Origin of the sequence: Paenibacillus ottowii, from assembly GCF_050516475.1 — a bacterium.
Lineage (GTDB): Bacteria > Bacillota > Bacilli > Paenibacillales > Paenibacillaceae > Paenibacillus > Paenibacillus ottowii.
In genome coordinates, this window is sequence record NZ_CP191577.1 from 4,478,594 (window position 1) to 4,493,991 (window position 15,398).

13 protein-coding genes and 1 riboswitch are annotated in these 15,398 nt (G+C 49.0%); of the genes, 7 read left to right on the top strand and 6 right to left on the bottom strand.

All coding sequences use genetic code 11. The annotated features are described in order from the left end of the window. Positions 1 to 148: 148 nt before the first annotated feature. Genes cydS through ACQQ6X_RS20960 form a run of 3 tightly spaced genes read right to left on the bottom strand, consistent with a single transcriptional unit; the run spans position 149 to position 2,640 of the window. Positions 149 to 259: a cytochrome bd oxidase small subunit CydS gene (gene cydS / locus ACQQ6X_RS20950; protein ID WP_014278118.1), complete on the bottom strand. Its 111-nt coding sequence runs from the start codon at positions 257 to 259 to the stop codon at positions 149 to 151. Between the two features lie 6 nt (positions 260 to 265). Then, the gene (locus ACQQ6X_RS20955) at positions 266 to 1,297 is read right to left on the bottom strand and encodes a cytochrome d ubiquinol oxidase subunit II (RefSeq protein WP_305166881.1); all 1,032 of its coding nucleotides are present in this window, start codon (positions 1,295 to 1,297) and stop codon (positions 266 to 268) included. Beyond that, positions 1,294 to 2,640: a cytochrome ubiquinol oxidase subunit I gene (locus ACQQ6X_RS20960; RefSeq protein WP_063212856.1), complete on the bottom strand. Its 1,347-nt coding sequence runs from the start codon at positions 2,638 to 2,640 to the stop codon at positions 1,294 to 1,296. Before ACQQ6X_RS20960 ends, ACQQ6X_RS20955 begins: the two co-directional genes overlap by 4 nt. A 354-nt stretch (positions 2,641 to 2,994) precedes the next feature. Between ACQQ6X_RS20960 and ACQQ6X_RS20965 the strand changes: the two genes are divergently transcribed. From ACQQ6X_RS20965 to ACQQ6X_RS20980, 4 genes are all read left to right on the top strand, one after another. Continuing rightward, positions 2,995 to 3,549: a MarR family winged helix-turn-helix transcriptional regulator gene (locus ACQQ6X_RS20965; RefSeq protein ID WP_305166882.1), complete on the top strand. Its 555-nt coding sequence runs from the start codon at positions 2,995 to 2,997 to the stop codon at positions 3,547 to 3,549. An 89-nt stretch (positions 3,550 to 3,638) separates the two neighbouring features. Next, positions 3,639 to 4,871 carry an MFS transporter gene (locus ACQQ6X_RS20970; RefSeq protein WP_305166883.1) on the top strand — a complete coding sequence of 411 codons (1,233 nt, stop codon included), beginning with the start codon at positions 3,639 to 3,641 and terminating at the stop codon, positions 4,869 to 4,871. 397 nt (positions 4,872 to 5,268) lie between these two features. Continuing rightward, the gene (locus tag ACQQ6X_RS20975) at positions 5,269 to 6,402 is read left to right on the top strand and encodes a virulence factor (RefSeq protein WP_305166884.1); all 1,134 of its coding nucleotides are present in this window, start codon (positions 5,269 to 5,271) and stop codon (positions 6,400 to 6,402) included. 121 nt (positions 6,403 to 6,523) lie between these two features. Then, a riboswitch (Lysine riboswitch) is annotated at positions 6,524 to 6,726 on the top strand. Between the two features lie 134 nt (positions 6,727 to 6,860). Further along, complete coding sequence (locus ACQQ6X_RS20980) at positions 6,861 to 8,327, top strand: amino acid permease (RefSeq protein ID WP_149034322.1); 1,467 nt, start codon at positions 6,861 to 6,863, stop codon at positions 8,325 to 8,327. Between the two features lie 116 nt (positions 8,328 to 8,443). Here the strand turns inward: ACQQ6X_RS20980 and ACQQ6X_RS20985 are convergent, their stop codons facing one another. Further along, positions 8,444 to 9,820, bottom strand: a complete 1,377-nt coding sequence (locus tag ACQQ6X_RS20985) for an MFS transporter (RefSeq protein ID WP_305166885.1) — start codon at positions 9,818 to 9,820, stop codon at positions 8,444 to 8,446. 49 nt (positions 9,821 to 9,869) lie between these two features. Then, the gene (locus tag ACQQ6X_RS20990; RefSeq protein ID WP_149034324.1) at positions 9,870 to 10,997 is read right to left on the bottom strand and encodes a transglutaminase domain-containing protein; all 1,128 of its coding nucleotides are present in this window, start codon (positions 10,995 to 10,997) and stop codon (positions 9,870 to 9,872) included. A 280-nt stretch (positions 10,998 to 11,277) separates the two neighbouring features. On the opposite strand from ACQQ6X_RS20990, the gene ACQQ6X_RS20995 reads away from it, so the two are divergent. From ACQQ6X_RS20995 to ACQQ6X_RS21005, 3 genes are read left to right on the top strand one after another with little or no spacing between them, the layout of a single operon-like run. Next, a complete protein-coding gene (locus tag ACQQ6X_RS20995) occupies positions 11,278 to 11,523 on the top strand; it encodes a FeoA family protein (protein ID WP_305166886.1) in 246 nt (81 codons plus the stop codon). Next, entirely contained in the window at positions 11,514 to 13,523 is a 2,010-nt protein-coding gene (gene feoB / locus ACQQ6X_RS21000; RefSeq protein ID WP_305166887.1) for a ferrous iron transport protein B, read from the top strand. Before ACQQ6X_RS20995 ends, feoB begins: the two co-directional genes overlap by 10 nt. Positions 13,524 to 13,559: 36 nt before the next feature. Then, positions 13,560 to 13,736 carry a FeoB-associated Cys-rich membrane protein gene (locus tag ACQQ6X_RS21005; protein WP_081276834.1) on the top strand — a complete coding sequence of 59 codons (177 nt, stop codon included), beginning with the start codon at positions 13,560 to 13,562 and terminating at the stop codon, positions 13,734 to 13,736. A gap of 85 nt (positions 13,737 to 13,821) precedes the next feature. Here the strand turns inward: ACQQ6X_RS21005 and xylB are convergent, their stop codons facing one another. After that, the gene (gene xylB, locus ACQQ6X_RS21010; RefSeq protein WP_305166888.1) at positions 13,822 to 15,345 is read right to left on the bottom strand and encodes a xylulokinase; all 1,524 of its coding nucleotides are present in this window, start codon (positions 15,343 to 15,345) and stop codon (positions 13,822 to 13,824) included. Between the last annotated feature and the right edge of the window lie 53 nt (positions 15,346 to 15,398).

Consider the following 15,398-nt stretch of genomic DNA (forward strand, 5'->3'; position numbering starts at 1 on the left):
ATTGTCACTTGAATGTGAACATGAAATGATGAAACATTCTGATATATGTAAAGTATAATTCAATCACATCTGTAAAGGAAATTCTGCGATAATACAGCAAAAACAGACCTCCTGGATCGATCGGGAAGGCCTGTTTCGCATGTTATTGTCAGTCCTGTGGATTTTTAAAGCGTGCCGAATAAATAAACAAAAACACAATCGCCACCACGATAATGATCGGCGACTCATACATGATCGTAAAATGCTCGAATGCAACCACTCTAACTCACCCTTTCTTTCCTGCTTGTCCTCGTACATACTTCGCATCGAACAGGAACAATCTCAATATCAGGAGCAGTGAAGGAACCAGCACCAGCAGACCCGCAACAAACGCCGTAATCAATGCATACGCCATCGTAGAGTTTGTAAAGCTGGCATATATATTAATATAGGGATACAAAACATACGGAAGATGTGAGCGGCCATAACCATACCAGGCAAATGCAAACTGCAGCATCACCAATATAAAGGAAATTCCCAAATGACGCCGCTGCCATACCATATAAACTGCCCCCACAAAGCATATGAAGGAGGCGATAAACATCCAGGCCATGTTCAGCATATTGGCGAAATGGTCCGGATTTTGTTTGTTAATCTGAAAAAATGCGAACAAACTCGCCAAAATCGTAGGAGCGCTCCAGAGCAGCGCGTACCCTCGTACGATTTCGAAAGCGACCTTGTCCCCTGCCCTTTTAGCATAAAAGCACAAAAACATCGCCGATATATACAATACACTCACCAGCGCCAGAATAATAACCGCCCACGTGTAAGGGTTGCTTAATAGATGACCCCATAGCAGATGAACACCCGTGCTGTTCTCCACAATAATGCCACCTTCCGAAATGGCGAGGACCGTCGACAGTGCCGCGGGAATCAGCAATCCTGTCGCACCGTACAACGCCATGTAGACGATATTATTTTTACCCGAATGCCCATATGTATTGTAAGCATAATATACTCCCCGGATCGCAAGCAGCACGATCGCAATACTACCGGGAATGAGCAACGCTGTCCCATAATAATAAGCCGCATCCGGGAAAAAACCGTTCAGTCCCACCACAAAAAAGATGAGAAATACGTTCGTGACCTCCCATACTGGAGACAGATACCGCTGGATGATATTGTGAATTTTGTTTTGGTGGCCTGTCAGCACACTGTAAAAGCTGAAAAAGCCTGCACCAAAATCAATAGATGCCACAAGCAAGTATCCGAACAGGAAGGTCCACAAAATGGCGATCCCTACAATTTCATAGCTCACTTGCCATCAGCCCCTTCCAGGCCCAGCTGTCTGATCTCTTCCACGGCATCCTTATTACGGAATAGTTTGCTGAGTACCTTGATAGCCGAGAAACACAGCACCAGATACAAAATAACAAACAACACCAGCATCCACCCAACACTTGTCGAAGTGGTTGCTGCTTCGGACACCTTCATATATCCGCGTAAAATCCACGGCTGTCTGCCGACCTCCGCAAACATCCAGCCCAGCTCAATAGCTACCATCGCCATCGGTCCGACCAGAACGAGCGCTAACAGCAGCCATTTGGGGTAAGGTTTACGACCTGGCAACCGCTTGCGGATCAGATACAGCAGTGGGATGACGAGAATCAGCACTCCTGTAGTGATCTTGAGGTCAAACATATAATGGATAGACAGCGGCGGACGCTCCTCCACCGGATAGTCATTTAATCCCTTAACCTCCGTACTAGGCAAATTACCAGCCAACACACTAAGTGCATAAGGCACTTTCAGGGCATATTTGATTTCACCGTTTTTATCCATAAAGCCGCCATATACAAAGGGGGCGTGCGTCATCGTATCAAAATGCCATTCGGCGGCAGCCAGCTTTTCCGGCTGATATTTGGCCAGAAATTTACCGGATGCGTCTCCAATCATCACAGTACTGATGGCAAACACAATGGTACAGGTAGCCGTCAGCTTCAGCGCCTTTTTGAAATAGGGGTGATTACGCCCCCGCAGCATGCTGTAAGCAGCCAGCCCCATCAGCACCCCCGCGCTCAATGTATAGGATGAAGCCAGTACATGAGACACTTTAGTCGGCGTGGCCGGATTTAGCATAGCCTCGATGGGATGAATATTGGTCATGACTCCATTTTTGAGTGTAAAACCTTGAGGTTGGTTCATGAACGAGTTCACCGTCGTAATAAAAACCGCTGATGCAGACGAGGCAATCGCTACCGGGATGAGCAGCATTAAGTGAAAATATTTACTTTTAAACCGATCCCAAGTATACAAGTACATGCCCAGGAATATAGCTTCGATGAAAAATGCAAACGTCTCTAAAAACAGGGGCAGCGCAATCGCTTGTCCGGCCACCCGCATAAAGGTAGGCCAGAGCAAGCTAAGCTGCAGACCAATGGAGGTGCCTGTCACGACACCCACGGCAACAGTAATGACGAATCCCCGCGCCCACCGCCGTGCCAGTAGTGTATAGTGCGGATCACCGGTTCGCAGCCCGCGCCATTCAGCAAGTGCAATCATTAAGGGTATGCCAACACCGATGGATGCAAATACGATATGTACAAACAGGGTAACTCCGGTCAGTATCCGGCTTAGCAATACAGGGTCCAGTGAAGACAAATCGGTTTCACTCCTTCATCCACATTTTTAAGGAAAACTTCGAAATCACTCTTGATTACCAACTAGGGAGTCAAGCGAGCTATGCTTTTAATTACGGCATATAGCATGATGGCCGCAATTACGATACATACAATAATGAGCGTTCTTTCCTGCTTACGGAACATAGCAACGCCTCCTTCCCTTATCTTTTGGAGCATTTTGGTAACCTATTTACAGTTTGGTTCATTCAGCCGGTTTTTAACCCTGCTTATGTATCGAATGTAGCAGTATTTCTTGCTAGATATTGTCTTATGCATGACAATACGTTATATTGATAATAGTTAGATAACCTAATTATATGAAAAGGGTGAACTTATGTCGTCAAAGCAAAGTAAGCGGGACACCGTCCAGCAGTCTCTTCCTCGTCTGGGACCAGAACCTTATCTGGAGCTAATGGATCAAACTGCTCTTGCAGAAACGGATCGGCAACTTGCCCGTATTGGTCTCTTCTTGTTATGGACCAGTGATAATACGCTCGACGCAATAGATTTGGATCTAGCTGCTTACGGCCTGACAGAGAGTAAGCTGGATTTATTGTTGCTGTTGACACTGCACCAATCTCAGGCCCAGATGAGCCCTTCAATGATTGCCGACCGTCTGGGAATTCGTCGTGCATCTGTGACATCTCTCCTGGACTGGACAGAGCAACGAGGCTGGATTATCAGAGAACATAATTCTTCAGATCGACGCAAAATTCATGTGCGCATTACAGAAGCGGGTTCTCATCTTGTACAGCAGGTGCTTCCTGCATTTTGGTCTTCCTGTGCTTCCCTAGCGAGTATTCTGGAGCCCGAGGAGCAGATCGTTTTTTTGCGAATTATAGAAAAAATCCATCATCATATGGAAGATAAACTGGGGGTGGGCAGATAAATTTTTTTAAGCATATAATTAGGTTATCTAATATATTTAATTGTGTATATTTATAAGTTACTATTTGAAGATGAAGGAGTGTTCCATTGATGAGTAAATTACGAACAAATGATAGCGTTATACAGAGGGGAAATGTTGCTCTCCCTTATACATGGATTATTGTAATCCTGTGCTGGTCAGCGGTTGCCGTGATGTCCAGCCTGTATGTGACGATCCCTTTGGTCCCTCTCTTTACTAAAGTATTTGGAAAAACACTAGCTGAAGCAGCCCTGCCAGGAAGTATCTTTTCCTTGGGCTTTGCGGCGGGATGTCTTATTTATGGCGGATTATCTGATCGCTTTGGGCGCAAGCAGGTTATCGTTGCCGGACTCCTCGCATTGACGATCCTGTCGTTATCTCTCGGCTTAACCAATCAGTATTCGGTATTAGTGGCGCTGCGCTTGCTTCAGGGGTTGGCGGCAGCCACCTTTTCCCCTGTTGCTCTCGCATACGCCGTAGATATGTTTCCAACTGAAAAACGGGTAACGGCTATCGGCTTTATCAGCACTGGTTTTCTTGTGGCGGGTATTGCTGGACAGGTATTTAGTATTGCTATCAGCGAACAAATTGGATGGAATATGGTATTTCAGATGCTAGGTATGGTGTACGCGATCACCTTCCTGATCGTTCTTTTTTTCCTGCCTAAAGCTCCCTCCCCGCAACGAGGGGTTCGCATTTGGGCAGCCTTCGGTCAGTTGGGGACTGTTCTGCGTTCGTATCCTTTATGGCTAAGCTACACGATCGCTTTTGTTCTTCTCATGTCCTTTGTGAGCATGTATACAGTTTTGGGAAGCTACCTTGGCAGTCCTGAATTTGGCCTGAATAGCAGACAGATGCTATACGTCAGATCCGCTGGCATCATCGGCATGCTTCTCTCACCATTCGCCGGTCAACTGGCACTGAAATTCAGTGTGCACCTCATATTACGTACAGCTCTTCTTCTTTCCATCCTCAGCTTGGCGCTGATGGGAATGACGCACTCTCTAACAGCTATCGTGATATTAAGTGTATGTTTTGTCAGCGGCATTGCCCTGAGTGTCCCTTCACTTATTACAATAGTTGGCCAGCTCGGCGGGACAGCAAGGGCCATAGCCGTCTCACTGTATACCTTCATTCTGTTTGCCGGTACGAGTCTAGCTCCTATGCTTTCCATTCGTTTGATGGGGAATGGCGGCAATCAGATGACTACATTTATGCTGCTGGCAGCTGTTCTGTCTGTGGGACTTATCGCCTCCCTGCTCATTCGCCGCCGTCAGAACGATTTGCTGAAGCGGGATGCATAATACAACATCAAACTAAAACCGAACTTAAAAGTTACCTATAGTGCCCCTGCGCAGTCGGATGGTAATTCCCATCACCACCGCCCCCGGATTTCTAGAAATAAAACCTATGCATAGGGCGAAAATCCGGGGACAAAGGCGACCGCTACGCTTGTACAGCCCCATTCCGCTTACTCCGTTTTTAGGTTAATTTTTCGAGTTTGGCTTATATGGCATCCTGTTTTCATTCAAAAAAACTCCTATTTATCAGGCATACTCATCTAAATCATGTGATGTATATCATTGTATTTTCTTCATAAATGAAAACTCTCTCTTTGGAGACATACGCAGAATGAGGTACAATACAGATAAGCTATATATGATATATGGAGAATTTTTGAACAGGAGGCTGTACCGAGCTATGAAGATAACATCTATCGAGCCGACTCCCAGTCCGAACACCATGATGCTGCATCTGGATGAGCGGCTGGAAGCAGGTATCCGCAGAACATATACACGGGACAATGAGCGTTCCGCTCCCCCATTTATCCGGCGTATGCTGGCAATTGAAGGGGTCAAAAGCGTGTTTCACACGACAGATTTTGTAGCCCTTGACCGTAAAGGAAATGCCGATTGGTCTACTATTCTGGGCCAGGTGCGGGATCAGCTAGGCGAGGAAGGTGCTGATGCGAATTGGGATTTACCCGAGGAAAGCTCTGGGGAAGCGTTTGGCGAAGCACAGGTTTTTGTCCAATTTTTCCGCGGTCTTCCCATGCAAATTCGAGTAAAGGCAGGGCAGCAGGAGGAACGAATTTCCTTATCCGACCGCTTCGTGCAAGCCGTTACCCGCGTGGCAAGTGCAACTTTGATCAAGGAACGCAAACTGAGTGATTACGGCGTCCGCTACGGTGAGCTGCCGGATATTGCCCGCGAGGTTGAGCAGGAATTAGAGGCAGCCTTTCCGCAGGAACGGCTGGAACAAATTATCCAGCAGGCGATTGCCCACGGCGCGGACAACAGCGAATTCGTAGAGGAACGCCGTGAGTGGAGCGACGCCGAGCTGAAGCAAGCCCTCCAACACGAAGACTGGCGCACACGCTACGCTGCGCTCGATCGGCTGGAGCCGACGCCTGAGCATTTGCCTCTGATCCGGCAAGCGCTGCATGACGACAAAATGCAGCTGCGGCGGCTGGGAGTCGTCTATCTGGGCGATATTCGTACATCGGAGGCGATGGAATTGCTGTTCGAGGCGCTGAGCGATCCTTCAGCGGCAGTACGCCGCACCGCTGGCGACACGTTGTCGGACATTGGTGATCCCGCCGCTACCAACGCTATGATCGGAGCCTTATCCGACAGCAGCAAGCTGGTTCGCTGGCGTGCAGCCCGTTTTCTATACGAGGTTGGAACCGAGGATGCGCGTGATGCGCTGGAGAAGGCTGTCGATGACCCTGAATTTGAGGTCAGTTTGCAAGCTAAAATGGCGCTGGAGCGCATCGAATCAGGCGAACAAGCCGCAGGTACGGTGTGGCAGCAAATGGCCAAGCGTAACTCCTGATTTAAGATTCAATAAAATGGATTTCAAAAAATTGTCGATTGTCAGAAAGTGTACAGGTACGATATACTATAGTCCGCTATACAATATAATATCATGTCATACACCTCATCAACCTGTTTTATGATGAGGTAGAGGTCGCGGATGTAATCAGTACATTGGAGGAGACGCCAAGAGCCGTCTGAGATTCCAGTAGAAAGGTACACCCGCCGAAGTATGCGGAGCTGACTCTTTGTAAATACTCCGTATGCTGGGGCTGCTAACCGAAAGGAGCAGAACTGTCACGCGATGTCCTAACACAAACACGCGTGTTGAGCTATCTTGTTATAGAAGAAGGTATGGTGCGGAATGCATAGACAAGACCGCAGGCGTTTTCCCTGTGGTCTTTTGATTTATATACTCCCCCTCCTTCTGGCTCTTGCCCTGACATGAAATACAATTTCATGAAGGAGTGTTTGAACGTGCAACACAAAGCAACACCTGACGCAACCTTGCGGAAAAGTCTCAAAGCCCGTCATATGACGATGATCGCCCTTGGCGGCTCTATCGGAACAGGGCTGTTCCTTGCCAGTGGTGGCGCAGTCGCCGAAGCTGGACCCGGTGGTGCCCTGCTGGCTTATGCAGCCGTTGGCCTCATGGTCTACTTCTTAATGACCAGCCTGGGTGAGCTGGCAACGTTTATGCCTGAATCCGGCTCTTTTAATACTTATGCAGGTCGCTTCGTTGATCCAGCTTTTGGTTTCGCCATGGGCTGGAACTTCTGGTATAACTGGGCAGTAACGATTGCTGCCGAATTGGCAGCAGCGACTGTGCTAATCAAATACTGGTTCCCGGAAAGCCACTCTGCCTGGTGGAGTCTATTATTCTTGGCCATAATCTTCTTGCTGAACGCGTTAACAGTCAAAGGCTACGGCGAGTCTGAATACTGGTTCGCCATGATTAAAATTGTGACGGTAATCATCTTTTTGACCGTAGGGGTGCTGATGATTTTCGGCATCTTGGGTGGTCCTGCGGTTGGCTTCGCCAACTTCACCGTAGGAGATGCCCCGTTCCATGGCGGGTTCTTTGCCGTATTGGGTGTATTCATGGCGGCGGGCTTCTCCTTTCAAGGAACGGAGCTGATCGGGGTAGCCGCTGGCGAGAGCGAAAATCCGCGCGAAAATGTGCCACGTGCCATCCGTCAAATCTTTTGGCGTATCTTGTTCTTCTATATTTTTGCAATTCTCGTTATTGGATTGATCATTCCATATACGAATCCAAATCTGCTGCGGGGAGATATCAGTGATATCGGAGTCAGTCCGTTCACGCTCGTATTTGAAAAAGCGGGGCTTGCCATTGCTGCCTCTGTCATGAACGCTGTTATTTTGACTTCCGTATTGTCAGCAGGCAACTCGGGTATGTATGCAGCGACTCGGGTACTGTACGCTTTGGCGCGGGAAGGTAAGGCTCCCCGTTTCCTTGGACGCATCAATCGACGTGGCATTCCTATGAATGCACTTCTGATTACGACTGCTGTTGGTATGCTAGCTTTTCTCGCCTCCCTGTATGGGGACGGTGTAGTCTATAACTGGCTGCTCAATGCCTCTGGAATGTGCGGATTTATTACGTGGGTCGGTATTGCCGTCAGCCATTATCGTTTCCGCCGTGCCTTTACTGCACAGGGTCACAGTCTGAGTGAGCTTCCCTACAAAGCCCGCTGGTTCCCGTTTGGACCGTTGTTTGCCTTTGCTCTATGTATCATTGTCATTATCGGGCAAGGCACGGATGCCTTCACCGGACAGGAGATTGACTGGAAAACGATGATCGCTACGTATATGAGTGTGCCGCTGTTCCTTCTGCTGTGGCTCGGCTACAAATGGATCAAACGCACTAAAATCGTTCCATTAAAAGAATGTGATTTGAGTTCTAATGCACCCTCGGATAAATAATAGAAAACTGTGAAAAAGCCCGTCTCCACATATCAGGGAAACACGCTGGTACACCCGGTCACAAGACCATTATCTGCATGTTCCTCTGTATATGCCCGGAGACGGGCTTTTTTTGTTTATTTGGAAGAGGCAGCTACTGAAGCTGACAAAGACATAGATAAGGCACGACGACTAAAAATACCGTATATGACAGCAATCAGCGTCAACACTGCTGAAAACAAGTATAGATTAACAATACCGAGATGATCTGCAATCCAGCCCATTAAAAGCAGCGAAATACAAAACGTCAGGCTTGTCAGCGTAGCTTGGGCCGACAGCACCTTGGGCAGATCATGTACGGACACACTCATTTGCATCATCGTGCGGCGGGATACGACCGACATTTCCGCAGGTAGTCCCATCAACAGCACGATAAGCAGTGTCAGTGGCGGTAATGTGTTCAGTGCATACCAGGCTGTCAGCAGCCCGTAGCCTGCCATCCCTACCAGCATAGCGGGCAGCAGTCTGTGCTGCAAATGCTTGACGCAAGCAAGGACTACGATGCCGCCGCCAATCGCCCCTGCAAAATACGCGGCATTGATGTATCCCCACCATGCCTCGCTCTTGTGCAAGACCTGCTGAGCGAAGGCAAGCGTGAACGCGCCTACCCAAACTGAGCCTCCTAGCAGGTCAATCATATCCATGAAAATAAGAGCCTTCAGTCTGCGGCTGGCTCCAATAAGACTCCAGCCCTCACGCAGTATTTCTTTTTTACGTTTAGGAGGCACCGCCGGGCTCTCTGATTCCGGGGCATACAGCTTATCTTCCAACTGCGCAGGAGGCAAGTCATGCTGTCCTTGTCCCGGCTCAGTTACAGCCTCAGCAGCCAAGGCATCTTCATTTTGCACCCTTGTTCCTGGATGAAGCAAATAATGGGCTTTGCCCTCTAGGGGATCTCGAATCAAGCTGGTGAAGATCAGCGCTATCATATACAGACCGCCAGCCACCAGCAGTGTTTTTTCCGAGCCCAGCATAGCTACGAGTACACCACTAAGCCCCCACCCCGCTAGTTGCACTGTCTGATCGCTGACCGATACCAGACTGTTGGCCCGCATGAGTCCTTCCCCGGAAGCAAGACGGGGAATCAGCGCATTGCGCGCAGGGGTGGTCCAGCCGTCCAGAAAGGACATAGCAGCCACCAACGCAAACACAACTACCCATACGGGCTCTGTGCCTGCTGACCACAAGTGGCCCAGCAGAATGGCGAAGAAAGCCAGTTGTCCGAACTGAGAAACGAATAAAATAAATGGAAGCTGGAATCGGGCCAAAATGAGCGGGGCCAAAAAGCCGCTGATCATCTGTGCCCCCATTCGCAGCAACGGAACGAGCACCGAAGAAAAGATCGAATCTGTCTCATGAAAAACCAAAGACACAAGTGCCATAATGTACAGAATGTCGGCCGCATTGGACATCGTCTGCGTGCCAAGCAAATAGGTAAAGGAACGCTTGTGCATATAAGTTAGAATACTCCTTTATTAATGTAGCTTTTTTACAGCAAAATCATTAGGTCCATTTTAAAGTTACCCGAAGATTGCCAGTACTTCCGAGATCCGTAATCTGATAGGAAATGGATTTCAAGCCAAGTTGATACAAGGACTGTAAATCCTCCTTAAGACTCCGCTCTGTTCCTTGATAGCCAAAGGTAAGGGATGTTCCTCCCTTATTTATCATTTTATGAACCTGTTCCTTGATATCAGCGGATGATTTGACCAGCCCTTTGCCGTCTTGCAATGGATATTCCAGGTTATTGTACAGTTTTTGATACACGGCGGCCTTGGATCCTCCAGCGGCTATTAATGCTGATAAGGTTTCGCGATATGATGTGTTCGCCTGAGGGTATGGTTTAACCCATGAGTGATCCCGCCGCATCTCTGAATCAGTCAGCAGATAATATGAAGTGCTAACCTCGTTCGCGCGATCAGGGGTCGGGTCATCCCATGTCGTATCCATGTGATACCATCGGCCATCTAATAAAACAAGATTCCATGCATGTAGCTGCCCTCCTGCTCTACCCTCCACAATCCGATTCGTAATGCCTGCTCGTTCGAGCATTTTATAGGCCAACAGTGAATAACCCTGGCAGACCGTGCTTCCCGTTTTCAAACCATCGTAAGCTGTGTACTTTTGCTGGGCTTCATCATACTTCAGGCGTACGACGATCCAGTCATGAATGGCCTTCACCTTCTCGTGATCCGTCATTCCCTTGGTAATGATATCCCCCAGCACAGCCTGCACGGTGCTATCCACATATGCCGTCTGTTCCTTCGTCTCCCGGTAGCTTAAACGAATCGTAACCTGGGCGGAGGTGGTTGTGCCGGTATAGCTGAATGCGTAGCTTTTGATCGTATAATTCACATACGGATCGCTCTCCATAGCCTGTTGGATGGCGGTCTGTAACTGCTGCTTGAGACCGTTCACTCGCCCCTGATATGTAAAGGTCAGCGTTTCACTCCGCGTAGCCATTGCCTGTAAAAGCTTGTTCTGAAGCTGTTGCGAGGATACGGAGGGAGCCGGTTTGACCGACGCCGCATACACATCGTTGCCCCACTCCACAGCCTGCGGCAGCAACACAGCCAGCGCCGCACCTGCAACCAGACATTTTACAAGCCTAACCCCGATTTTTCTGTTCATACAGAGCGTTCCTGCCCTTCTTAGCATAGTTGTAAACAGCTCTATCTTACCATAAAAACAGGTGCCCCAAACGCTCTAGTTTTGTCGGTTATAGACGAGTAAGCGTGCAGTTCAAGGCAGGTTGTGACACTTTACTCTGTTATATAACAGAGACGGATAACCATAGACATGTCGTTCGCAGAGATATTTATCACAGCAATCAAGTCATTCTCATGATATGGTACTGGCATCGGAAGTAAATGATATTGATTCTCATTCTAGATCAGAAAGGCTGAGCAACATGCCAGAATGTATCTCACTCCTTCGTACGCCATTAGGTCAGACTGTGCGTGTGCAATCTCTTGCACCTCTTCATCCCTCATTGCGCCGTCGCTTAACAGACATGGGCATCAACGAAGGCTCTATTATACGCTTAAAAAAAATCAGTTTATTGGGCGGCCCGATTGTTATTGAATGCAACGGCCAGCTGGTCGGCCTCCGTCAAAATCAAGTGAAGCAACTGGAGGTCGTTCCGACATGGACATGATCGCTCTTTTCGGCAATCCCAATACAGGGAAAACCTCATTATTCAACAAGCTGACCCGTACGTATGCAGAGGTAGGCAATTGGTCCGGTGTCACTGTGGAAAAGAAAACAGGAATTTTGCGTGATAAGTCTGCCGTATTGGTGGATTTGCCGGGTGCCTACTCATTACTCCCTCTGTCGCTGGATGAAGGTGTCGCAACCCGTTATTTGCTGGAGGAACCGCCTGCGGCGCTGATTAACATCGTAGATGCCTCCCAGCTCCAGCGCAATCTTTATCTGACTGTACAACTATTGGAATACGGCCGGCCGCTTGTACTCGGCTTAAACATGACTGATGTAGCTGATGCTACCGGTCTTCGGATAAACAAGGAACTGTTGGCTGATCAATTAGACGTTCCTATTATTCCTATGGTCGCACGTACAGGTAGCGGAAGTAAGCAAATGCTCGCTTCCCTTCGAGAGGTCAGACATACATCCAATGCTTTTCAACTGGATTATGGTCCTGCCATCGAAGCTGCTATAGCGGATATTTGCAGCTTGCTGCCGAATACATCTGTGCCTCAGCTTCGGTGGGCTGCACTGCAATGTCTGGAAAACAATCCGGTCGTCATGGAATGGATAACGAATGAGAAACAGCGCCAACAAGTAACTGCACGCATCCAGCGCTGCGAGGAAGAGCTTCTTAGAGAGGGTCATGCCAGCACCCCTGCTCAGTATATTCGCTCTGTACGAACAGCATGGATTGCTGAGCTGTGCTCCAAAGCAATTGACACCTCCAAACTCAGACCTCACAGCCTGACAGATAAGCTGGATGCACTGCTTACTCATCGGTATTTAGGCATTCCGATCTTTTTGCTGCTGATGTACGCTACCTTTAAGTTCACCTTTGATTGGGCGGGTACAATTCTCTCAGATATGCTGGATGAATTTTTTTCGGGGACACTCAGCAGCTGGATTTCTGAGTTACTCGTTCACTTGAATGCGTCCGCTTTTACGCAAAGTCTAGTCGTGGACGGCATTGTGGCTGGGGTCGGGGGTGTGCTTGTTTTTCTGCCTCAAATTGCTATTTTATTTCTGATTATCTCGGTGATCGAGGATTCCGGGTATATGGCACGGGTCACGATACTCATGGATCGCTTGATGCAAGCTGTGGGCTTGAACGGGAAAAGCTTCATTCCCTTCATCATCGGGTTTGGCTGTAATGTTCCGGCAATTATGGCGGCACGCACGATTGAACAACCAAGAGAGCGCCTTATTACAACGTTGCTGGTACCCTTTATGTCATGCTCGGCCCGCTTACCGGTGTATGCGTTGTTTGCAGGTGTGTTTTTCCCATCACATGCAGCAAGCATTATCATGCTGATGTATGTGCTAGGGATCACCGTGTCGCTCATACTTGCCAAAATATTTTCCAAAGTATCTATTTTATCGGGTGAGCCTTCCCTCTTTATCGTGGAGCTTCCTCCCTATCGGGTGCCGCAGGCTCTTACATTATTTCGCAGCACCTGGGAGAAGGTCAAAGGCTTCGTCCGCAAAGCCGGAACGATTATTCTTGCAGGCTCCGTTGGCATCTGGCTCTTGTCCAATTTCGGTCCGCAAGGCTTCGGCGTAGAAATGGATGACAGCCTGCTCGCTACGATTGGAGGATGGTTTGCACCTCTATTGGCTCCTCTTGGTTTTGGCACCTGGCAAGCAGGCGCGTCTCTGCTCACAGGTTTTATGGCCAAAGAGGTTATCGTATCAACCATGAATATCATTTACCACGTTCCAGATATGCAGGGATTGGAGCTGCAAGTCAGTCATGCTTTTACACCGCTTGCCTCCTTTAGCTTTATGGTGTTCATTCTGTTGTATGTGCCATGTCTGGCTACTGTAGCGGTTATTCGCAAAGAGACACTCTCCTGGCGCTGGACCGCCTTTTCTGTGTTCTATCCTTTGACTGTTGCCTATATCATCACTGTTTTGATCTATCAGTGTGGCAGATTATTAGGTTGGGGTTAAGTCAGACCCTAAAGTATATAAAAGGAAGTGGATTCCATGGTCAATATCATTATTTTATTGGTGATCCTCGGTTATAGTGCATGGGTTTTAGTACGATTTTTGCGAAAAAGCCGCCAAGGCGCCTGTGCTGGCTGTTCATCAAGCAAGTCATGTCCAGGCTGTGCCGTGAGCTCGGTGAATGAAGGTCATGCAAAAATGAAGAAAAGTATTTAACTCATACAGTCATTACATGGAGAAAGCGGCTTTGGAGGTTCCACCCCCAAAGCCGCTTCTCATTTACGCTCAATATCTCACCGTATTAACGGTAAACCGCCAAATGCTCACTTAGCTCCCGCGTATGCAGATATACTTCACGGTATAGCTCGTATAAGCCCTCATACTGAGCCACACGTTCCGGATTCGGTGTATATCTTGCTGCTTCACGCAGAAAAGCTTCAGCACACGCTTGCAGCGATTCAAACCACCCACTACCATAAGCAGCCAGCATAGCTGCTCCCAAGGCAGGTCCCTGCTCACTTTCCAGCTTGACGATATCTGCGTTAAAAATATCGGCCTGCATTTGCAGCCATGCCTCATTACGCGCACCACCGCCGATGGAAATCACTTCATTCACCGTTTTGCCTGTGCCCCTGAGAATATCAATGGATTCCTTGAGCGAAAACGTAATTCCCTCCAGCACCGCCCGTGTAAAATGCGCAAGCTTGTGCCCTGCATCCATCCCGATAAAGCTGCCTCGAATAGTAGCATCCGGATGAGGGGTGCGTTCGCCCACAATATAAGGCGTGAACAGCAACCCGCGGCTGCCTGGCTCGACCGAGTCCACATCTTCCAACAATGCGTCAAAAGAATGCTCCGGCGCAAAGGTATCCTTAAACCAGGTCAAGCTGTATCCGGCCGCGAGTGTAACCCCCATGATATAATAAGCATCCTGCTCACTATGATTAAAAAAATGGGCTCGTCCCTGAACGTCGATCTCCTTGCGCTCCTCATAGGAAAGCACAACTCCTGAAGTGCCGATGCTGCACAAAGTGCGGCCCTCGCTCAAAATACCAGCGCCAATCGCTCCACATGCGTTGTCTGCTCCGCCAGCATAGACCTTGGTTTCATGCAAAAGCCCGCTCTGCTCGGCAATCTCCGGCAGTAGCGTGCCCGTCTGGTCAAAGGATTCCACCAGCCGCGGGAACAGCGACAACGGCAGATCAAACGCAGTAGCGATTTCTTCGCTCCACTGCTTGTTCGCGATATCCAGCAGTAGCGTGCCCGCCGCATCCGAATACTCCATCGCCAACTCTCCTGTGAGACAGTAGCGCACATAATCTTTGGGCAGCATAAAATGGGCTGCACGAGCCAGCACATCTGGCTCATGCTCCTGCACCCACAGCAGCTTGGGCAGCGTAAAGCCTTCCAGCGCACGGTTGCGTGCGATCCTCAGCAGCGCTGGTCCAAGCTGTTCTTCAATACGGCGGCATTGCGCCGTTGTGCGCGTATCATTCCACAGAATAGCCGGACGTAGCACTTTTCCTTCCTTGTCAGTCAGCACAAGCCCGTGCATCTGCCCCGAAAAGCTAATGCCGTCCACAGCATCTGTTCCGCCGATTCCGGCCTTCTCCACAAGCTCTTTCAACGATGCTAACGTCCCACGCACCCAGTCTTCAGGATGCTGTTCGCTATACCCTGCCTTCGGCTGAAGAAGAGGATATGACTGAGAGGTTTCATAAGCCACTTGTCCCTTACGGTTGACCAGCACCGTTTTGACTGCACTAGTACCCAAATCCACGCCGATGACATAGCGCTCCTGCTCCTGGTTTACCGTCTCCTGCATTGGAGTTCCTCCTTCCCTGTGATCGTGCAGCCCTTATTCGTATATCAATTCCG